Source organism: Vibrio sabulosilitoris, assembly GCF_055391395.1.
Map to the genome: position 1 here is coordinate 2,886,535 of NZ_AP029599.1, position 19,219 is coordinate 2,905,753.

Below are 19,219 nucleotides of genomic sequence, written 5' to 3' on the forward strand. Positions count from 1 at the left end.
ACGTTCCATAGTTGGGTATGTCATTGAAGGTGCTTGATACAACAAGCTTACTAAGCTAGGCATACCCAAAACTCTGTGCATTGTTTCGAATACAGTCTATTTAAGCTGATTACGTCTCGAACTCGATTTAAGCAACACTGTTTTATTACACATTCAATCAAAGCAGATATCTATTGAATGGGCAATTACTCAACGGCAATGGTCACACTGGCCGTAGATATTTAATCACCGTCATCAGTGACGATCAACTTAACCACATAGGTGAAAACTAGGCACTCAAGCGAGAACAATGGTTAATCAATTATCTTTATTTGTCCACACAAAATCAGTAAAGATCACATTAATTACAATCTTTGGGTGACCAAAGGCACACTTAATGGTCAACCAAGTACTATTTGAATACGCAAGATTTAAGATGCATATAGTTATTTGTCCTGATAAATAGTCTTTAATCAAACAAAAGGAATTTGCATGTTTTTCTATGAAAACGAGCGAAAGTTTAAACTAAAGCATCTGATATTAGCTTTAATGGTCGCCGGGTTAACCGCCTGCGGCTCCAATGATAAAGATGATAATAATGATAGTGATGGCGATGATTTTCCATTTACTGTTAGCATTTACGAACCTTATGCGAAAGCCATCGATATAGGTGGTAGCTCTATAAAGAACATCAGTTTTGACGTTGAAATTTCTTCACAATCTGCAAATTTAAGCCTATACGCTGATGGGCAAGCACTGATTGATAATATTGACGTTGTAAAGAAGGGGCAAAATAAATTTAATACACTCGTTGTTTTTGAGGGCAGCGGTGAACAAAAAATTGAGCTCGTTGCTCGTGGCGGCGATATTACTGTAAATAACCTAACACTCACTGATGTAGGAAATCTCGCAATCCCTACATTCACAGATGCCAGTGCGGATATCGGTTTAGATATTCCTGAATGGAACCAAGACTTACCAAAATATGGCGGTCCAACTATTGCCGATATCAACAACAACGGCTTTTACGATTTTATTCTTAACAATCACAACTGGACTCCCTACACACTCCTTCTATGGAATGATGGACAAGGCAATATGGAGTACCATGAAAAACCTATCGCTATGGGCGATTTACATGGCACGGCAGTTGGCGATTACAACAACAGTGGACTTGGCGACATTGTCGTTACCAAAGGTGGCGGCAACGGTACTACCCCTACCCCCCCACACTTTTTAAAACATATAGAAGAACGAGATTTAGTTGATATACCAGCTGACGTTGGTTTGTCGGATGGTGGTCGTGGGCGCGCACCACGCTGGATGGATCTCAACGGTAATGGCTTGCTTGATCTTGCACTGTTTAATGCCCTTGTTACCGCCTCGGATTATGAGGATGTACAGCACTTTTTCTATGAAAATCAAGGAGACGGTAGTTTTTCTCGTCGTGCGATTCCGAGCATAGAAACCACACCAACCGAGCGTGTTCTGGTGATGGACTTTGATGGTGACGGCATTGACGACGTACTATTTATTGGTCCTCTACGTTTATTCAAGGGCAACGGCAACTTCACATTTACTGACGTGACCAACACTTGGATTCCGAGCGAAGTCGAAAATGGTTATCAATTCCAGGCCGCTGCCGATGTTGATGTGAATAACAGCGGCCTACCGGACCTCTATCTCGCTGCAGGTCTGACTGATTACCTACTGTCTAACAAGTCAATGGACTTTAACCCTTTAACAGGTGTTCTAGACATTGATGATAATGGTGAAAAAGGGGTGACAACCATTACCTTTGAAGCCGATGGCGACATTGACCTCTCTGAAGTTCACCTTACTTATCGCCAGTATGACGGTGGGTTCCCTCTCACTTTGGGCGAAGCCAAAGTGGAGCATCAAGCTCACAAAGGTCACAGCAACGACTACTACTACATTGATGACATGACGATCAGCCCTAAAGACGCAATGGGGTGGCCAGCAGACGCGGATCGCCAAGACAACGCATTTTATCTTGGTTACCTCGGTGACGGACAATGGCGAATGGAATGGCGCCGTAACGACCCTATTTTCTGGAATATTGCATTCAGACTATCAGGCATTGATAACGTAACGACTGAAGGCTGGGAACCTCAAAACCGTAACAGCCAAGATTACCTGCTGATCAACACAGGTGAGAAATTTGAAATTGCTGAAAATAGCTGGAACATCCCTCAGGGTGGTAACCACTGGGGCGTCACTTACGGTGATTTTAACAACAGTGGCTTTAACGATATTTTCGTTTATCGTTATGGTGATTTGAAAGATCGCTTAACCGACTACCTGCTCATTAACACCGGAGAAGATCGCTTTGAGATCACTCAAATTCACGGTGCGCATGATGACAACGATACTGGCTACGGTGATATGGGTCAAGCTTTCCCATTTAGTCGTGATGGCTCAGTCGATATGCTTAACGGTAGTGGCGATGGCAAGTGGTATTTCTACAAAAATGACAATGACTCTTCAAACAATCATGTATTGATCCATGTTGGATACAGCCCGAAGGCTAACCTTGACCCAATATCTGCCTTTGTCGAAGTTGAAATGGAGAATGGTCAAAAATATCGCAAACGCGTCGGCTCTGCAGGTGAAGTATTCTCGCAAAGCTTACTTAACACCATGCACTTTGGTTTAGGTCAACAAGAAAACATCACAGAAATCAAAGTTACTTGGCGTAATGGTGAAGTAGTTTACATTACCGATGTTGTTGCGAATGAACGCTATACATCTGATGAAGCAGATAACCCGTTACCAACAGGTCTCTCTCTACCTGCTGAGTCTTTAGTTCGTGAAACTGCCTCTATTCAGCTCACCCCTGTATTTACGCCTCTAAACGCCATTAATGATGTCATTTGGTCTTCAAGCGATAGCGAAGTTGTCGAAGTTGAGGACTCTGGCATGATTAAAGGCATCCGAGAAGGTGGGCAGGCAACTGTCACCGTTAGATCAACAGCTGTACCGGAAATCTCAGCTAGTACAGTGGTTACGGTAGTACCGTATGAAGCTGTCGCGGTTGAGAGCGTATCTATCAGCCCTGAGCGCCCTTACATTGTCGTTGGTGAAACTCAGCAACTCGAAGCTACCGTTGAGCCAGCTAATGCTGACGATAAACGTGTAATGTGGGAGTCTAGCAATACCAATGTCGCCACAGTGAATGAAAACGGTCTTGTGACCACACTAGAGCTCGGCAGCGCACAAATCACGGCAACCACAGTTGATGGCGGCTACACTGCTATTGCGGATGTCACGGTTGAAAATCCGACGCCAACGCACGTAACCATTGATAACAACTACTTCTGGAATACCGATTTTAGTAATAACGGTCCTTTTTCGGTGACTGTTAATTATCATGCAGGATCCGGTGCTACCGTTTCCGGAGGAAATTATGGTGGTATGATGTTCCGCTTACGCGAGATGACTAGTGATTGGAGCACTGTCGTCAACGACTATACCGCGGTAAATAGCGAAGTTATAGGCACCGTTGAAGGAACAGTAACGCAAGTTATTGACTTGGACAACATCACTCCAAGTGCCGAACTACCAGAAGGCAATTTCTACTTCCTTTTGGTTGAGATGTCATCTTCTAATGGCGAGGTTGCTGACCCAGGCGTCAGTCCAATCAAAATCGTCGAAAACGCCGCTGCACGCTTGGCACCACATCTGATGCACCTGTTCTCATGTCAACATGAGCACTAACTAGAAATAAGCTGTGGTTGGCTCTTTGCCAACCACAGCTAAATTACCAGTACTATATCATGCGTGAACTACTAGAAAAACCGAATGTATACCCAAGTGGCTGCTAGCCCCCTATATGAAAGTCAATAGGCTCAAAGTAACCAACATCACCCAAGATTTTCAGCATGTATGGCATAGTTAATTTGGCCACTACAGCAAGGCTTAACAATACATTATCCAATTTCGCTCAAACATAATCCGATTCTCAGTACCATCAGAGAGCTGTTTACCGATCAGTTTATTCAGTGAATCCTGTGGCTTTGCATAGTTGACTATCCAAGGCTTATATTTCCAATTATTGGCTTTCGATCAATAAGTTAAACTCATCTGCAATCACACGTTTTGCGTATGAAGCGACCGGCCCGAGCTGATGCATGGTATTGTTCATTAAAATATAGCTCCAGCGACCACTGCCGACTAAAAAGTTAGTTCTGAGCCTGATGTAGTCTTGTGAATTAGGATGAGAGTCGACAAGCTCGGAGGGTAAGATTGCCCAACCACCCCTACGTAATACTTCAAATAGCACGCTGATGCTACTGATCAAGGCTTTGTCTGGCGAATAAATCAACTTGGAGCCTAAGGTCGTGTCAGCATGATGCTCAAACACATACTGCCGTTGTGACTGTAAGTCGACGATATCGACGCCATCTTTTTTTGCCAAATGGTTGTCCTTATGTGTGTAGAAGTAAAACTTTGGATACCCGAGGTTGGTAAAGCTAAGCCCTTTGACCGGCGTCGCGTTGCCTTCATTGACCACAATAACCAGTTCAACTTCATTGTCCATTAAGGCTGCAATCGCCTCATTGCGTTTTCGTTGTAACCAGTTGAGCTGTGTGTTGGGAAACTGCTGATAGATTTTGTCCTGCATACGGCTAATTTGCCGACCAGACACCGAGACATCGTGCACGATATTGATCTGCTCTTCTTCTCCAGCGGAGAGGCTTTTTGAGCGGCTATTAATCGATTCTATCTGGTGCATAATAATCTTTGCATGACCAAGCATCGCCTGTCCCTGTGGAGTCAGGGTAGGTTTTCATCCTTCGCGGTTGAAAAGGCTCATGCCCCAGTCGATCTCAAGGTTTCCTATTTGTTGATGTAAGGTAGCACGATCTTTTCTCAGCAGTCGCGCAGCGGCGCTAAAAGACCCGCTCTCCGCAACGCAAATAAATGCCTGTAACTGCTCAAAGCTAATTTTCATTCTTCTTCTCTTGTAGGGCTTTTTCTAACAAAACTATGTTGATCCAAACTCTGATTTCCTAAAATACTACGGTCCAGCAATGAACATGGCGTTTATCCCTGGTGGTCGTGACGCACAACCAGAATCAACAGAAATCTATGGTATCTATGACTTCCTTGGCAAGTTTATTGGCGAGAACAAAGATCTAGAGCCAGGTCATATCTTCGAATACAACTCAGCTAACTCTGATGTTCTGGGTTGGATCATTAGCCGAGTATCAGGCCAGCCATACAACGAGTTTATTCAAGAGCACTTATGGTCAAAACTAGGTGCGGATAACGATGCTTACATGGCCGTTGACCGTGCCTTTATGCCAATTTCTACTGGTGGTATGAACACCACACTACGTGATGCAGCACGCTTTGGCAGCATGATCCTTAACCGTGGTCACTACAACGGTCAACAGATCGTTCCAGCTGAATGGGTTGACGCTACACTAGATTTGGATGAGAACGACTACCTTCGTACAGCACGCAACCCACGTTATGCTGACGATTGGCAAGCATATAAAAACAACTGGTGGGTATTAGACCAAGAGCAAGGTGAATACGCGGCTGTTGGTATCCATGGTCAGGTAGTTTACATCAACCGCACGACTGAGACTGGGGTAAGTTTCTTCTCTAGCCAGTCTGGCGCATCAACTGTGGGCAATGACCACTTCTGGTCTAAGATCGCCGCTGCTCAAGCTATCGCAGCAGAGGTAAAGTAGTCCATTTAACATTAGGACAAGCTTGATTATACTAATTCCGATGCTGATAACACAGTGTCGGATTGAGTCTCTAAACTATACCCAAAACACCTAATGGTGCAGATTTAGCAAAATTAGCTTGGGTATAGCCTTTCAATTTGCGTTGACAAATCGCTCTGTGCTTGCAAACAAGTTATCACATATTTTCTTTTGTTTCGCGTACTCCTCCGTTCCTTCGGTCAATAAATCTAGGTTTTCCTTAGCTTTATTATACTCTGCTACCATATGTGATAATCGTTCTTCAAAATGGTTTTTATTTGTCTTTTTGATAGGCTTTTTCTTTGGCTTTCTCATTTTACTTCATAGCTCCCAGGCTTTTTTCTGCTCTCGCTCTGATAGAATATGCTCTATCTTTTTTCTAATTTGATGGATACTTTCTTTACGCTCATCGCAAACTAAACCACCAACCTTTTCCTCTTTACCTTTGCGCGTACTTGCCTTGCTCATCGGTCATCCTTTGCTTGTGTGTCTATTCGGAAACTGCCCAAAACCTCGCCTTGTAAACCTATAATCTCTCCTAAGCCTTGAGACTCGCAGAATGAAAAAGACAAATTAAGACAATTGGTTCTAGGTAGAATATGACGCTTTAAAACGTCACTATTGAGTTGATTAATGGTAGCAGACCAAGAAGATTTGTTGTGATGAAGGTAATATCTTATTTGGTACAAGTATGTTTACTCTTTAGATTTTTCTGCTCACGCGAAACATAATACCAGTATATTTTTCTATTAGTTACTCGACTCATTTGACTCCTTAATTGTTGGCTAACTGGAGAGTGCTCAGCATTGGCCAGAAAGCACTCTCCGAAATTTTATAGCAGTGTAACGTTCGTTGCCTGGGGGCCTTTTGCACCCGGCTCTGCGTTAAAAGCAACTTTTTGGCCTTCTGCTAGTGTTTTAAAACCATCACTAACAATTGATCTAAAATGAACAAAAAAGTCTGGACCGCCATTATCTGACGCGATAAATCCAAAGCCTTTAGCTTCGTTAAACCATTTTACTGAGCCAGTTATTTTATTTGACATAGATATCTCTATAGATAGATTAGAACAGAGTGCTACTAAATAAATAATGAAGAAAAAGGTATCACAGGAGAGAATTTGACGAATCAAATCGAAACAGAACTGAGTACTACTTGAGCCTAAATAAGTTATCAATAGCTCACTGCTTGAGCTTGTGGTTACTATACACTTTATCAGCGCAATAGATATACATTTCTTAAATTATTTGATTTTTCACATAAAAATCAGTTACTTAAGTCCACTGCCATTAATCTTTTGGCGTATTATTTATATTTATTATCTACTATGGGCCTTTTGGAGCCACACTATCGAGCTCAATACCCACACTTGTATCACCCATAGACTTTTAACCCCCGCATTTTAGTCCACTTTTCCCGCAAAAATAATATGACAAAGCAAGATTATGATGAGGAGTCTTTGCACTCGTAATCAAGTAACCTTGTTGACTCTTAGCCTCCCCACTTTGTGCTCCAATCAGGAGAATCACTAATTAACGCAAGTTCATCGGTATACAGCGATTTTATACTATCAATAAGCAACCTTAATGCTGGCTCAGCCGTATGTAACTTATTACTAAACATTATGTATTCAGCGGTGTTGGTGTTAGAGACAAAATTCAACTTTAGCCGAATGAACTGATCGCGCTTCGGATGGTTGTTGACCAAAGCAATAGGTAACACCGACCATCCTGAGTCTTCTAGCATCGCCAATAGCATATCGACATTACTCACCTGCTTGGGGTTGCTCTTTACCTGTGAGCGGGAGAAAACCGGTGTATCAAGATAGTCTTCTAACATCAATTGACGATACTGAGCAAGCTCATGCAGTGAACAGGGCTGGCAACTTACCAAGGGAGAGTGATGACTAGTAAAAATGTCGATGGGCATCATCCCGAGATTATAAAAATCCACACCATGCATTGGCAGTGTTCCACCACTACTTAATGCTAAACCCACGTCAGCTTCTCCGTTGAGCAAACCTTGATACATTGAAAGTCGGTCGCGGTGTAACCATTGAATATCAACCAGTGGAAAGGCATCCGACACCCAGCGGTCAACTCGAGCGATAAAGTGAGGCGGTAGTATCGCATCATGGCAGACAGTCAATTGTTGACTTTCTCCCTGTGACAGGCTATCTGCGCTGTTTTGAAAATACTTAGCGTGATAGAGCAAGTGCTTAGCTTGCTCGAGCAGCACCTTACCTTCTTGGGTCAAAGCCACTCCTTTTCCAACACGTGAGAATAAAGTTATGTTGAGATCCACTTCTAAGTTTCCGACTTGATGGTGCAAAGTAGAGCGGCTTTTTCCACTCGCACGAGCCGCGTCGCTAAATGAGCTTTTCTCTGCCACCGCTACAAATGCAGCAACTTGATCTAGACTAAAACGTAACAGCATATTTCAATTTGTCTGAGGTATTCGAACATCCCTTACGTTACATTAGCAAAAATCTTTATACAATCCTTGCGTGCCACAAATGTGGGCGTGAATTATTCTAAAAAGGTTTGAATTATGAAAAGAACATTCTTAGCAAGCTTGATCGCTGCTACAGCAATGTCTGCGTATGCAGATGCAGACGCGATCTACTTCGGTGGCAACATCCTGACCATGGATGACACCATGCCAAAAGTTGAAGCGGTTGCTATCAAAGATGGCAAAATCACAGCGGTAGGTAAAACAGACGCAATTAAAGCTGAACATAAAGATGCCAATACTGCATTGATTGACCTTGAAGGCCAAACCCTGATGCCAAGCTTCTTTGACTCACACAGCCACTTCCAGATGACCGGTGTCAAACTTGCGATGGTCAACCTAGACCCGAAACCAGCGGGCAATATTGAGAGCATCAAAGATATCCAGCGTGAAATGTCTTGGGCGCTCGGTAAGCGCGACAAAGATAGTAAAGACTGGCTGGTTGGCTGGGGCTATGACAACGCAATGCTAGAAGAAGGTCGCCACCCTACTCGCCACGACCTTGATGCCATCTCGACTGACGTTCCTATCATTATTATTCACTTTTCAACACACATCGTCGTAGCAAACACCTACATGCTTGAGATGTTGGGTATTGATGAGAACAGTGTTGCTCCTTCAGGTGGTGTTATCCAGCGTGAAGAGGGTTCAATGCAACCTAATGGTGTTCTAGAAGAGGCTGCTATCAAGCCGATCCTGCTATCTATGACCCAAGATCTTGGCGTCGACCAATCTCAAGATTTACCACAAGACTTTATGTTTGAGCTAAATCAAAAGATGATTCGCGATGCACAAGACGTCTACGCCTCACAAGGCTTTACTACAGTGACAGAGATGGGTTTGTCACCACAAACTCAAGCACTATTCCAACACATGGCTGACACCAATCAGCTCAAGGTTGATGTAGCGGGTGGTATGTTCTACTTCGCAACCGATGTGGACACGGTAGTTGAAAATTACTCTCCAGACTACGACAATGGCTTCCGCTTAGCGGGTCTTAAAGCTAACCTTGATGGTGGTTCACCGGGCCGTACGGCTTACCTTCGTGACCCTTATCATGTACAACTGGAAGGTGAAGAAGATTACGTCGGCTATTCATCAATGTCAGCCGATGATCTAGCTAAACTTGCAGGTAGCTACCTTGAGCATGATATCCCACTGTTCATCCACGCACTGGGTGATGGTGCGCTTGATATCGCGATTGAAGGCTTGAGCACAGCGAAAGAAGCCAACCCAGGCAAAGATCGCCGCACTCAGCTTATCCACCTGCAGCAGGTTCAAGAAGATCAGTTTGAGACACTAAAAGATCTCGATGTGACACTCACTTACCAGATGGCGCACAGCTTCTACTTTGCTGATTTCCATGCTAAGCAGATTTACGGACCAGAGCGTACGGCAAAACTTAACCCTGTGCAGTCTGGGATCAATCACGGTTTCTCAACCACGATTCACCACGACTCTCCTGTCCACCCAGTGGATCAGTTCACTCTGATTTGGACAGCGGTTAACCGTGCAAGCCGCAGTGGCAAAGTATGGGGTGAGGATGAGCGTATCAGCGTGATGGACGCACTAAAAGCGTCAACCATCAACGCCGCTTACCAGTTCCGCGAAGAAGAGCAGAAAGGATCGTTAGAAGTGGGCAAACTCGCGGATATGATCATCATTGACCAAAACCCGCTGGATGTAGATCCGATGAAACTTAAGGATCTTAAGGTTATCGCAACCTTTAAAGAGGGTGAGGAAATCTACCGAGCGAAATAGTTCGAGTAACACTGGGTGGGTACAAGCCTACCCAGTTTTCGCTTCTCTAGATAAATACATTGCTGGCCTGCTCATAATCAGCAGGCCATTTTGGTATCTTAATGGTTGTTACCGGTTAAAACTGATAACTCACACCTAAGCCCGCATCGATCATGAATTTGGTCTTATCCTGAATTTGCAGTGCCGGGTTTAGCTGAGCGGTTAAATTCCAGTTCGGCGCAAAACGAAAATCTAAACCGACAGGTACTCGCACGCCATAATCATCATTCCATTTTGTCCAACCACCGAACCCAATAAAGTAACCAACGGGCTCACCGCTTGAAATCGCACCTCTTGCAAAATGGTAATCTACTGCTAGTCCATCGTTACCAACAAAGACATTCACCGTATCATCAAACTTTAGGTTAACACCTAAGCCATAATCCACACCCATACCGACTTTCACCGATGCATTGGCAGCCGACGCCGTAAATCCAGCGGTCAGAACTGACACCAATAGCGTCAGAGAACGTTTTTTAAACATGCATTTTACCTTACTTACTTTGTGATGCTATTTACCAATAACTCACACCACTATTTAGTGGTTATTTGAGTATTTGGTTAGCATCTAAAAACCTCGATACACTCCAAAGTGCTGCGATGACTTGGGTATACAGAGGACATTAGAAGTCCTTCCCTGTACTCTAAAAATCTAGCGTGATTAACGCCTAATTTGATAAAGACAGCGTCATCAATATGTAAAAGTTAACGACATAACAACCGATTGGTTTAAATACTCATCGTTTCAATTGGAACCTTGGTCACAGTGCATACTAAAACCCAAAAATAAACCGCCGAAACGATAGCAAGTACTTACATAGTGCAATGCATTATGCTGAGAAAATGAGCATAATTTGTCTAGGAGAACGTAAGGGTAAAATGCGGTATAGAGCAAGCAAAAAAGAACCGCTCAGCGCTATAAATTTCGGACACACGCTGAACGGCTATAAGAAAGGTCTGTGAGCACTTGACTCTAAGACTCTTATGGATATGGAGTTGGTTTGCACTAGCAACTAGAACTTGTGAACCGCCATCTCCATGCCTTGCCAACATAGTGGCACCGAAGCGAGAACTGCGGTTAGTAGCTTAGGGGTCAATAGTAACTCGTTGAGTGTTTTGTCAACGGGGCTATTTTACTTGAACGAAAACAGCAAAATACTTGTTATATTTAGTTATACTATTTGAAAACTTTGAACAGTTAATCATAGAGAACAATCGTGCATCATCCACTAAGCGGAATCGAACTTAAATCCCTACTTATCTTGCAACAGCTCTTGCTACACAACAGCGTTAAAGAAGTTGCCAAGCAAATGGGGCTGCAGCAAGGTACCGTCACTTATCACCTCAACAAACTGCGCGAGCATTTCAACGATCCGCTATATATTCCTTGTGGCAGAGGGGTTGAGCCAACACCAAAGGCCCTATCATTAGCAGAGCCGCTCTCTGAAGCTGTCAGCTGTTTAGAACGTGTCGTCGCCATCGAAGCTTTCCAGCCCCACAAAGCGAAGGGCCGAGTCCGCGTTGCGATGCACGATCTGGGCGCGCTCTACGCTATCCCAATACTGGTCGACCGTTTACAAGATGTCGCACCAGGGATTACTATCGAAACCTCGCTTTGGAATATTAATACCGAACAAGACTTGCTTGACGGCAAAGTTGATCTTACCTTCAATGCTATTACTCAGCTTTCATCTCAATTTTATGGGGTTGAAGTGGGGAAATTGCCGATGTGCGCCATCTATGCCAAGCAGCACCCGCTCGCACAAAGCACTGACTGGCCGCAAAGTGTCTTTGACTACCCTTATGTCACAATTTTGCCTCACACACTGCAGCAGGACTCGGTCGAGTCACTCGCTCAATCCTATGGCAAAAGTAGGCAGATAGTCTCGGGGGCCACCAGCTATCAGTTATTGGCGAGATTGATCAAAGGCTCGCAGCGGGTCAGTGTCATTTCGGCGGCCTCCGCGGCGATGTTAGACGAGGACGAACTTACATCGCGCCCTATCGATAACTTGCCCCCAACCACAGTGCATTGCTACTGGCACCAGCGCAATCACAACGAGCCACTGCATCGCTTCGTTCGCAATGAGCTGATTGAGATATGCAGAGAGGGGATTGGTTTTATCGCTGAAAGCTTTTAATAGACGCTAGCTAGCGCTTGTTAAAGCGTATCGGCGATATTGGCTCATTCATTTCTTGGGTCTTGTGCAGTTCGAGCCAACTTGAGCTCGAGTTGCTGCCACATCGTCTCATTCACAAGCTCGTAAGAGTGCCCAAAAAATAGAACACACCAACCTTTATTGCTCGCTCATAGTAATGGCAAAAGTCAGGGTCGAAATAAAGACAGCTAGATGATAGGACGAAAGGGACTTGTTGACTGAATAGTGCGATTGGCTGGCTTGAAAAACAGCGGGGATGACTGTCCGGATAATGCCGGAAGAAGTGGCTGTCCATTTATTGTTATTGTCACGGTTGGTTTAAAGAGCACGGCACCCATTTGATATGCACAAGCAGAATCAATCACTTGACTAGCAAGCTGTACTTTAAACCCTATCGAATGAGGTGGCTGTCCATGCATTGTTCTGAAGGAGTACATTATGTTGAAGTTGATTTGCATCGTTAAGCGCCAGCTCCACCTAAGTCATGAAGAATTCTTGGCTCATTGGCGAGATCACCACGCACCTCTAATAAAGAAGCACTCAAAGACCTTGGGGATCTTACGCTATGTCCAAAACTCCTCTATTGAAAACACACAAATTCAAACCCGTATCGAGGAGCTTAGCGGATTGCGTAATGTTAACTTCGATGGGATTGCGGAGCTATGGTATGAAGATTTAGAAACCCACTTGGGTGCCCGATCAACTCAAGAAGGGGATATCGCTTTAAGGGAAATTATCGAGGACGAGGGACGATTCGTTGATTTGAGTTGTTCATATGTATGGTATTGCAACGAAAACGATGTCATCAGGTGAAGTCGTATTACGCGCTATTCAGCACTTAATGAATGAACCACTTGTATCTGTAGGTGAGCCTAGTGCAGTGACAGTTGCACGCTGGCTCCTTACGGAGACAGAACTTGGTAACAAGTCTCGTCCACCCGACAAAAGTATTGTTACTCACCTTTGTTAGTTATTTTTGGATATTGAGAGCCTTACTCATTCAATTTCTTCTCTTGCACAAATGACAGCACACTGACATTATGTAAGCCAGCTGTCATTGTCTAGGTGCCAATTATGAAGGATTCAATTTATCTCGCTGTCTATAACAGTATCTCAGACTGGGAGTATGGCTATGTCTTGGCTCATATAAACTCACCAGAATTTCAAGCCTCCCCAGATAGGTTCGAAGTAAAGACTGTAGGGCGGACCAAGGAGCCGATAAAAACGAAAGGTGGATTAACTGTAGTGCCAGATTTATCTCTCGATAAGCTGAACACCTCCGATGGTAAAATGCTTATTCTATGTGGCTCAGATAATGCCGCTACGGGTGGTATCGATGATTTTGTCGACGTCGCCAAGAGCTTTATCGACAATGGTGTTTGCGTAGCCGCTATATGTGGCGCCACGGCCGCTTTAGCAAGAAAAGGCCTATTAGATAATGTCCTGCATACGAGTAATGCAAAAGAGTTTCTTGAGATGACAGGGTATTCAGGTAGCCAGAACTATATCCAAGAACCAGCCGTATCAACAGAGTACGTGATTACAGCCGGCGGGATTGAACCTATTGCTTTTGCTGCGGCAATATTCAAGAGGTTGGAAATCTATTCTGAGGTGACGCTAAGTTCCTGGTTGAAACTATTCGAACAGCGCGACATAACTGGTTTTTACGAGTTAATGGAGAGTCATGCCAATGAATGACCCAAGATCTGACCTTAGCACTTTAGCCCTAACGGTTTTTTCTTTAAATGGCCAGTTTTTATCCATCGCCGAGACTATTGCTTCTCAAGCCGATCTCACTGCAACTCGCTGGCAGGTGCTGGGCGCTCTTACCAACACCCCGCTCACACAAGCTGAAGTTGCTCGCCAAATGGGGATCACACGTCAAAGTGTTCAGAGAACCAGTAAACAGCTTGTTGAAGAAGGTTTGATAAAGCTGCAAGCGAACCCGGCTCATCAAAAAGCGATGCTACTCCACTTAACATCTAAAGGCCATGATGCTCTGTCAAGAATCAGGCCATTTCACACAGAGTATGCTGAGCAACTCATTGAGACGATTGGGAACAAAAACGTCGCGGAAATGATCAAAGCCTTAACTGATCTATCAAACGCTATCAAAAGCTTATGATTGACATGAAAACAGCCAACGGCAGTTTCGTTTCGTGTACGCCATCTCGCCTAAAAGAACTGCACAAAAGCAAGCCTGTGACTTTGCTAAATTAGTATCTGACGGTTTACCTTGGGTAGCATCAACCCATAATCTAGCGGCTAAACATAATACGCCACCGCACAACTGCAGTCCTTGATTACATTAGAGTAATTTGAAAAAGTAAACCGTACCTTCAAGTTCGCCAGTGGAGCTGCGTGCGAACTTAGGGATGTGACCCGCTTCGCTATAGCCTATCGAACGATATAGTGAGGATGCGATATCACCTAGACGTGTGTCCAGTACCAATAATGAAAGTTCAAGTTCACGAGCGGCGCTTTCCATCACTGCCATCAGGCTTTTACTAATACCCCTTCCTCGTGCACTAGTATGAACCATAAGTTTCTCAACTTCACCACGATGGGAGGCATTAGGCTTCGAGCAAAGAGACAGTTGAACAGCACCTATGATATTCTCATTATCGTAAGCAAGAAACAGCTTTCTATTGCCCGACTTAAGGTCTTCCTCTACAGAAGACCAATATTTTTTTACTTCCTGTCCATCTACTGGTGTTAGGAATCCAATCGAGGCTCCACCCTCAATACAATCACTTAGTAACTTATTTAGCTTTTCAACCAAGCCTGAGGTTGTACTTACTTCCTTTACTTCCACGCAAATTTCCTTGTTATTCAACGATTATTGTATGCCACAATGGATTGCGTATATTCACCGATTAGGTAAGGAAGGTCAACGCATGGCAGTATCACAGAATAAAGGCTGGCTAGCTGAAAGGGTTTGGGACAAAGGCGTGTTTAGTATTAAGTGAATTTGCACATTCCGTGACCTAACTGATTTACCGGCCGACTAATATAACCATATCGCTCATAGAATCGTTCCTTACCACTAACGGACAGCAGCCCGATAGTTGCTCCTTTTGGTGCGTGTTGATTTAGATAGCGTTCTATTTCCAGCATCAATGTGCTCCCAAAGCCCTGACTCATGTAACTCGGTTCGACAACGACATCTTGAATATAGAAATACATTACTCCATCACCAACAACACGAGCCATTGCAATAAGCTGAGTTCCACTACGTATGGTGACATGAAATAAACTGTTTCGAATGCTGTCTCTAACACGGCTAATGCTAGGACTACTCCAGCCAACCGCTTCTCTAAGCGCGACAAACTCTTCTGCTTTAGGGGCTTGGTGAAGAACTAAAATGTCCCTGTTCATTATCATACCGTTGTGATGTTTTTATTCTGTTCAGAATACGAGAACACATTTAGTCAAGCTAGTGTCGATTGACAGAAGTCACTTATTGCCGATAACACCGATTGGGCAAAACTCCGTTAGAGGTTTTTTAAATGACTTCGGCGAGATTAGAAAAGTACTTTAAACCCTAAGCAATTGTTATGACGACACTTGAAACACCCGCTGAACCTTAGCGCTATCGAAACCGATGCTTTCATAAAACTTGTGTGCATCACATCTCTTTTCGTTACAGCGAACCCTGAACTTACCCAGGTTTTTAGCTTGAGCATATTGAACTAAAGCTCGACCAACACCGTGACCACGACTTTCAGGAGAAACAACTAAACCACCAATTTCAAAAAAGTTGTTTGATGCGAGACGTCTAGCATAGAAGAGATGCAACCAGCCAATAATTCTACCTTGCCACTCTGCTACAAATACTTGGTCTTGAGGAGAATTGAGTAACTCTTGAAGTTTTGTGATGGATTCATTGGAGGATAACTCAGAATAGCCGAGGTGTTGTGAGACTTTGTTGATACCAGTGGCATCCGTTTCTGAAGCAGATCTAACGATGTAGTCCATTTGACGTTTCCTCATTGCGCATAACAACAACTAGAGCGGTAACAACCGCCTTTAACTCTGCATAATGTCGTTTTTTTTTCTTACTAAGTCAATTAAAAATCAGAACCTTATCAACAAAGCAAGGAAGTCAGGTTACTAGGTGCATTTGGGATGTTGCTCCTTACTAAGTATCGCGACCTTCGGGATAGACTGGCACATCAATCAAGAGCGAACACCAATTGGCTTTGTAGTCTGTATAAATCTGTGCATCAATTACCACTGGTATGGAAGTGTCAAACAGCGATATGGCCAACTCTATACGCTCGATCGGTTCCCCATCCCCACGAAACCCAACACTCGAACCGCAGTGGCTACAAAACGTTCGTATCGTGCCATTTTGTGAAACAAACTCTTTTAAAGCTTCTTTCCCTGATCTCCATTGCAAGCCTTGGACTTCAACCAACGTACCAAAGGCCGCTCCATGAAATTTACGACACATTGAACAATGGCAGTTAGCAGCCTTCTTACTAAACCCTGTAACTGTAAAACTTAAGGCTCCACAAAGACATGATCCCTCAAATACACTGCTCATCTTTATCTTGGTCTCCAATACTAATTGCAATAATGTTTTCGATGTACTTTAAACTTTGCAGTCTGATGCAAACTTGGGGTATCGCCCCGCTAGTTGCAACTGGGTAAAATACATTTTGGGCAATTTAGTGTTAGAGCAATAATAACGACAAGGCCATCATTATTGCCCTTCATATTATACGAAATCTAAATCAGGCTGGTTAAGCGCTAGCACAAAACTCTTGTCTAAGCGGCTCGTGTTCAAGCTCATTCCGATAATCGACAATATCTTCAATCGTTAAGACTGGCATTTGGTGCTTGATTGCGAACTGAACAATTTCTTGGGTCTTCGCCATTGTCCCGTCGGGGTTTGTTAGCTCACATAACACACCAGCTGGTTGGAGCTTAGCAAGTTTCATCAAGTCAACGGTTCCCTCTGTATGACCTCTTCGGCTCAAAACACCACCCGGTTGCGCTCTAAGCGGGAACACGTGACCAGGTCGCGCTAGGTCATATGGTTTAGCATCTAGCGCAGTCGCAGCCTTTATGGTGGTAACCCTGTCATTGGCAGAAACTCCCGTAGTCACACCTATTTTTGCTTCTACGCTCACCGTAAATGCCGTCTGGTTTGCACTATCGTTTACGGCAACCATAGGTGGTAAATTTAACTGATCAGCGTGCTGCTCAGTCAAGCATAGACAAACTATACCGCTACACTCTCTAATCATGAGTGCCATTTGGTTATTTGTGAGGTGTTGAGCTGAGTAGATTAAGTCCCCTTCATTTTCTCGACTTTCGTCGTCCAAGAGTAGGACTCCTTGCCCAAGTTGTAATTGCACTATGGCACGCTCGACGCGATCCTTAGTGTTCCCAAATTGATCTAGTGTTATGTTCTGATTCATGGTTATTCTCCAACAGTTCGTACCAGAATCAGGGCTTAATATGAGGGTTAAGGCACACCAATTTTAGGCCACAGAAAACCTGCACCAAATTAATGATGTGCTTTGATTCTCTCTCATCCGGACTATAACCGTCGGCTCTGGAATCACACCAGATCTGCTGTCCTCGAATTACGAGCGCTCGCGGGCTTAACTTGAATCAGAATTACCGCCGGTGGGGAATTTCACCCCGCCCTGAGAATTAAAATGCTTACTTATTAAGCGCCTACAGCGTACACCATATTCAAATTGATATAAACAACTTCCTATGCCTGAAACTTACTCGTTATTTGTAAGCGCACCACTATCCCTCATGGTGCCTTTATAAAGGCATTTGCATGTGAGAAACGGGAAATTAAGTTATTTAAACTCCCTAATCGCTGGTATGCCTCTGTGGTTGGTCCTACAAGCCAAAACAACAAAACAGAAGCAAAATCGGCTTTTACTGGCAATAACTCATCAGTATCTTAGTCACCTCATCAATACGACGTGCAAAACTGGACTTCAGCGCCCGCTCATGCACAGTGTGATCCCCATCGCCATAGGGCCCAAAACCGTCCAGTGTTGGCACGCCAGCACCCGCAACAATGTTGGCGTCACTAACACCACCGCGCTGCTCCGTTGGCAGTGCATAGCCAAGCAGTGCCTCAATCTGGCCAATCAAGACTTCCTGCGCGGGACTTGGGGTCATGACATCGCGCTGCAATCCTCCTGCAATCACGCTCGTCACGCCCTTGACCTGTGGATGAGCGGCAATCTCTTCAATGGCGCCGAGTACCCTGTTCTGCTCTTCTATCGAGCGAAACCTTGCCTCGACACTCAACTTGGCATGGGGGGATATCGTATTGGCACCGATCCCTCCTTCTAGCTTGCCAACATTAACCGTGGTGCTTTTTTCCAGCGAGGTGAGTTCACTCAAGCTCACCAGCATCTTCGCCGCAGCTAAGTTTGCATCACAACCTTTTGCATAAGAGTTGCCAGCGTGAGCCGCTCGACCTTTGAGATCAATATGATAAGTTGCGACACCCTTGCGTCCGGTCACGATCTCATGATCCTCACCCGCTGCCTCAAAATCGATACAAGCTTGATAGCGCGAGGCTATCGAGCGAGTCAGTGCTTTGCTGTCATCACTGCCGGTTTCTTCATCGCTGACCAGCAAAAAATCGATATTAGTCAGATTGTGTTTATGAGCATAAACCTGCCTTAGGGCCGACAAAGCGACAAAGTTGCCACCTTTCATGTCGCAAACCCCCGGACCATAAACCCATTCTTCGTCCTGACGAAAGCCCTCAAAGGTGCCAGGGGGAAACACGGTATCGAGGTGCCCAAGCAAGAGTAGCCTTGGTTTTGTCCCCTCTTGGCCACTGGTAAACAGCAGGTGATTGCCAATCTGATCGCGATGGTGCTCTTCACAAATAAAGCCCAGCGCTTCCAACCAAGTTTTCATCAAAGAGCCGTGTTGGTCGACGCCTATTTTGTTGTGAGACCAAGAGTTTATCTCCACCAGCGCTTCCAGATCTTTAAAGTTGACCATTAAGTTTCTCACCCTCATGAATTATCGGAA

The 19,219-nt window shown here is 44.4% G+C and carries 20 protein-coding genes and 1 riboswitch; of the genes, 7 read left to right on the forward strand and 13 right to left on the reverse strand.

Going from position 1 to position 19,219, the window contains the following annotated elements:
• Positions 1-471: 471 nt before the first annotated feature.
• A complete protein-coding gene (locus tag ACZ5R2_RS13535) occupies positions 472-3,717 on the forward strand; it encodes an Ig-like domain-containing protein (protein ID WP_464899886.1) in 3,246 nt (1,081 codons plus the stop codon).
• 334 nt (positions 3,718-4,051) lie between these two features.
• Here the strand turns inward: ACZ5R2_RS13535 and ACZ5R2_RS13540 are convergent, their stop codons facing one another.
• Both ACZ5R2_RS13540 and ACZ5R2_RS13545 read right to left on the reverse strand, forming a co-directional pair.
• The gene (locus ACZ5R2_RS13540) at positions 4,052-4,759 is read right to left on the reverse strand and encodes a LysR family transcriptional regulator substrate-binding protein (RefSeq protein ID WP_464899887.1); all 708 of its coding nucleotides are present in this window, start codon (positions 4,757-4,759) and stop codon (positions 4,052-4,054) included.
• A 30-nt stretch (positions 4,760-4,789) separates the two neighbouring features.
• Complete coding sequence (locus tag ACZ5R2_RS13545; protein WP_464899888.1) at positions 4,790-4,954, reverse strand: helix-turn-helix domain-containing protein; 165 nt, start codon at positions 4,952-4,954, stop codon at positions 4,790-4,792.
• Between the two features lie 79 nt (positions 4,955-5,033).
• Here ACZ5R2_RS13545 and ACZ5R2_RS13550 point away from each other — a divergent pair, with 79 nt between their 5' ends.
• Positions 5,034-5,702, forward strand: a complete 669-nt coding sequence (locus tag ACZ5R2_RS13550; protein ID WP_464899889.1) for a serine hydrolase domain-containing protein — start codon at positions 5,034-5,036, stop codon at positions 5,700-5,702.
• A 132-nt stretch (positions 5,703-5,834) separates the two neighbouring features.
• Here the strand turns inward: ACZ5R2_RS13550 and ACZ5R2_RS13555 are convergent, their stop codons facing one another.
• The 4 genes from ACZ5R2_RS13555 to ACZ5R2_RS13570 all read right to left on the reverse strand — a co-directional run bounded on the left by ACZ5R2_RS13555 (position 5,835) and on the right by ACZ5R2_RS13570 (position 8,156).
• Positions 5,835-6,035, reverse strand: a complete 201-nt coding sequence (locus ACZ5R2_RS13555) for a hypothetical protein (RefSeq protein WP_464899890.1) — start codon at positions 6,033-6,035, stop codon at positions 5,835-5,837.
• Between the two features lie 6 nt (positions 6,036-6,041).
• Positions 6,042-6,188 (reverse strand): hypothetical protein, encoded by a 147-nt coding sequence (locus ACZ5R2_RS13560; protein ID WP_464899891.1) that lies wholly within the window; start codon positions 6,186-6,188, stop codon positions 6,042-6,044.
• Positions 6,189-6,552: 364 nt separating this feature from the next.
• The gene (locus ACZ5R2_RS13565) at positions 6,553-6,765 is read right to left on the reverse strand and encodes a cold-shock protein (RefSeq protein WP_464899892.1); all 213 of its coding nucleotides are present in this window, start codon (positions 6,763-6,765) and stop codon (positions 6,553-6,555) included.
• A gap of 446 nt (positions 6,766-7,211) precedes the next feature.
• The gene (locus tag ACZ5R2_RS13570; protein ID WP_464899893.1) at positions 7,212-8,156 is read right to left on the reverse strand and encodes a LysR family transcriptional regulator; all 945 of its coding nucleotides are present in this window, start codon (positions 8,154-8,156) and stop codon (positions 7,212-7,214) included.
• A gap of 114 nt (positions 8,157-8,270) precedes the next feature.
• Here ACZ5R2_RS13570 and ACZ5R2_RS13575 point away from each other — a divergent pair, with 114 nt between their 5' ends.
• Positions 8,271-9,992, forward strand: coding sequence for an amidohydrolase (locus ACZ5R2_RS13575; protein WP_464899894.1), 1,722 nt, complete (start codon positions 8,271-8,273; stop codon positions 9,990-9,992).
• A 115-nt stretch (positions 9,993-10,107) separates the two neighbouring features.
• Here the strand turns inward: ACZ5R2_RS13575 and ACZ5R2_RS13580 are convergent, their stop codons facing one another.
• The gene (locus tag ACZ5R2_RS13580; RefSeq protein ID WP_464899895.1) at positions 10,108-10,515 is read right to left on the reverse strand and encodes a hypothetical protein; all 408 of its coding nucleotides are present in this window, start codon (positions 10,513-10,515) and stop codon (positions 10,108-10,110) included.
• 733 nt (positions 10,516-11,248) lie between these two features.
• Here ACZ5R2_RS13580 and ACZ5R2_RS13585 point away from each other — a divergent pair.
• The 4 genes from ACZ5R2_RS13585 (at position 11,249) to ACZ5R2_RS13600 (ending at position 14,315) form a co-directional block, all read left to right on the forward strand.
• Positions 11,249-12,172, forward strand: coding sequence for a LysR family transcriptional regulator (locus tag ACZ5R2_RS13585; protein ID WP_464899896.1), 924 nt, complete (start codon positions 11,249-11,251; stop codon positions 12,170-12,172).
• A gap of 456 nt (positions 12,173-12,628) precedes the next feature.
• Positions 12,629-13,003 carry an EthD domain-containing protein gene (locus tag ACZ5R2_RS13590; protein ID WP_464899897.1) on the forward strand — a complete coding sequence of 125 codons (375 nt, stop codon included), beginning with the start codon at positions 12,629-12,631 and terminating at the stop codon, positions 13,001-13,003.
• 261 nt (positions 13,004-13,264) lie between these two features.
• Complete coding sequence (locus ACZ5R2_RS13595) at positions 13,265-13,888, forward strand: DJ-1/PfpI family protein (RefSeq protein ID WP_464899898.1); 624 nt, start codon at positions 13,265-13,267, stop codon at positions 13,886-13,888.
• Complete coding sequence (locus ACZ5R2_RS13600; protein WP_464899899.1) at positions 13,881-14,315, forward strand: MarR family winged helix-turn-helix transcriptional regulator; 435 nt, start codon at positions 13,881-13,883, stop codon at positions 14,313-14,315. Before ACZ5R2_RS13595 ends, ACZ5R2_RS13600 begins: the two co-directional genes overlap by 8 nt.
• A 183-nt stretch (positions 14,316-14,498) precedes the next feature.
• Here the strand turns inward: ACZ5R2_RS13600 and ACZ5R2_RS13605 are convergent, their stop codons facing one another.
• The 6 genes from ACZ5R2_RS13605 to ACZ5R2_RS13630 all read right to left on the reverse strand — a co-directional run bounded on the left by ACZ5R2_RS13605 (position 14,499) and on the right by ACZ5R2_RS13630 (position 19,189).
• A complete protein-coding gene (locus ACZ5R2_RS13605; protein WP_464899900.1) occupies positions 14,499-15,005 on the reverse strand; it encodes a GNAT family N-acetyltransferase in 507 nt (168 codons plus the stop codon).
• Positions 15,006-15,151: 146 nt separating this feature from the next.
• Positions 15,152-15,568, reverse strand: a complete 417-nt coding sequence (locus tag ACZ5R2_RS13610) for a GNAT family N-acetyltransferase (RefSeq protein ID WP_464899901.1) — start codon at positions 15,566-15,568, stop codon at positions 15,152-15,154.
• A gap of 177 nt (positions 15,569-15,745) precedes the next feature.
• On the reverse strand, positions 15,746-16,168 hold the full coding sequence (locus tag ACZ5R2_RS13615) for a GNAT family N-acetyltransferase (RefSeq protein WP_464899902.1): 423 nt from the start codon (positions 16,166-16,168) through the stop codon (positions 15,746-15,748).
• A gap of 163 nt (positions 16,169-16,331) precedes the next feature.
• On the reverse strand, positions 16,332-16,739 hold the full coding sequence (locus tag ACZ5R2_RS13620) for a GFA family protein (protein WP_464899903.1): 408 nt from the start codon (positions 16,737-16,739) through the stop codon (positions 16,332-16,334).
• A gap of 199 nt (positions 16,740-16,938) precedes the next feature.
• The gene (ribB, locus tag ACZ5R2_RS13625) at positions 16,939-17,619 is read right to left on the reverse strand and encodes a 3,4-dihydroxy-2-butanone-4-phosphate synthase (RefSeq protein WP_464899904.1); all 681 of its coding nucleotides are present in this window, start codon (positions 17,617-17,619) and stop codon (positions 16,939-16,941) included.
• A gap of 101 nt (positions 17,620-17,720) precedes the next feature.
• Positions 17,721-17,862, reverse strand: a riboswitch (FMN riboswitch).
• Positions 17,863-18,097: 235 nt separating this feature from the next.
• Entirely contained in the window at positions 18,098-19,189 is a 1,092-nt protein-coding gene (locus tag ACZ5R2_RS13630) for a M20 family metallopeptidase (protein WP_464899905.1), read from the reverse strand.
• Positions 19,190-19,219 lie beyond the last annotated feature (30 nt).

Bases quoted from the DNA above. Each gene is read 5' to 3' on its own strand.
- ACZ5R2_RS13545 (WP_464899888.1), bottom strand. From the start codon at position 4,954: ATGAAAATTAGCTTTGAGCAGTTACAGGCATTTATTTGCGTTGCGGAG.
- ACZ5R2_RS13620 (WP_464899903.1), bottom strand. From the start codon at position 16,739: ATGAGCAGTGTATTTGAGGGATCATGTCTTTGTGGAGCCTTAAGTTTT.
- ACZ5R2_RS13610 (WP_464899901.1), bottom strand. From the start codon at position 15,568: ATGAACAGGGACATTTTAGTTCTTCACCAAGCCCCTAAAGCAGAAGAG.
- ACZ5R2_RS13575 (WP_464899894.1), top strand. From the start codon at position 8,271: ATGAAAAGAACATTCTTAGCAAGCTTGATCGCTGCTACAGCAATGTCT.
- ACZ5R2_RS13565 (WP_464899892.1), bottom strand. From the start codon at position 6,765: ATGTCAAATAAAATAACTGGCTCAGTAAAATGGTTTAACGAAGCTAAA.
- ACZ5R2_RS13535 (WP_464899886.1), top strand. From the start codon at position 472: ATGTTTTTCTATGAAAACGAGCGAAAGTTTAAACTAAAGCATCTGATA.
- ACZ5R2_RS13540 (WP_464899887.1), bottom strand. From the start codon at position 4,759: ATGCTTGGTCATGCAAAGATTATTATGCACCAGATAGAATCGATTAAT.
- ribB (WP_464899904.1), bottom strand. From the start codon at position 17,619: ATGAATCAGAACATAACACTAGATCAATTTGGGAACACTAAGGATCGC.
- ACZ5R2_RS13555 (WP_464899890.1), bottom strand. From the start codon at position 6,035: ATGAGAAAGCCAAAGAAAAAGCCTATCAAAAAGACAAATAAAAACCAT.
- ACZ5R2_RS13570 (WP_464899893.1), bottom strand. From the start codon at position 8,156: ATGCTGTTACGTTTTAGTCTAGATCAAGTTGCTGCATTTGTAGCGGTG.
- ACZ5R2_RS13600 (WP_464899899.1), top strand. From the start codon at position 13,881: ATGAATGACCCAAGATCTGACCTTAGCACTTTAGCCCTAACGGTTTTT.
- ACZ5R2_RS13560 (WP_464899891.1), bottom strand. From the start codon at position 6,188: ATGAGCAAGGCAAGTACGCGCAAAGGTAAAGAGGAAAAGGTTGGTGGT.
- ACZ5R2_RS13590 (WP_464899897.1), top strand. From the start codon at position 12,629: ATGTTGAAGTTGATTTGCATCGTTAAGCGCCAGCTCCACCTAAGTCAT.
- ACZ5R2_RS13550 (WP_464899889.1), top strand. From the start codon at position 5,034: ATGAACATGGCGTTTATCCCTGGTGGTCGTGACGCACAACCAGAATCA.
- ACZ5R2_RS13615 (WP_464899902.1), bottom strand. From the start codon at position 16,168: ATGGACTACATCGTTAGATCTGCTTCAGAAACGGATGCCACTGGTATC.
- ACZ5R2_RS13630 (WP_464899905.1), bottom strand. From the start codon at position 19,189: ATGGTCAACTTTAAAGATCTGGAAGCGCTGGTGGAGATAAACTCTTGG.
- ACZ5R2_RS13580 (WP_464899895.1), bottom strand. From the start codon at position 10,515: ATGTTTAAAAAACGTTCTCTGACGCTATTGGTGTCAGTTCTGACCGCT.
- ACZ5R2_RS13595 (WP_464899898.1), top strand. From the start codon at position 13,265: ATGAAGGATTCAATTTATCTCGCTGTCTATAACAGTATCTCAGACTGG.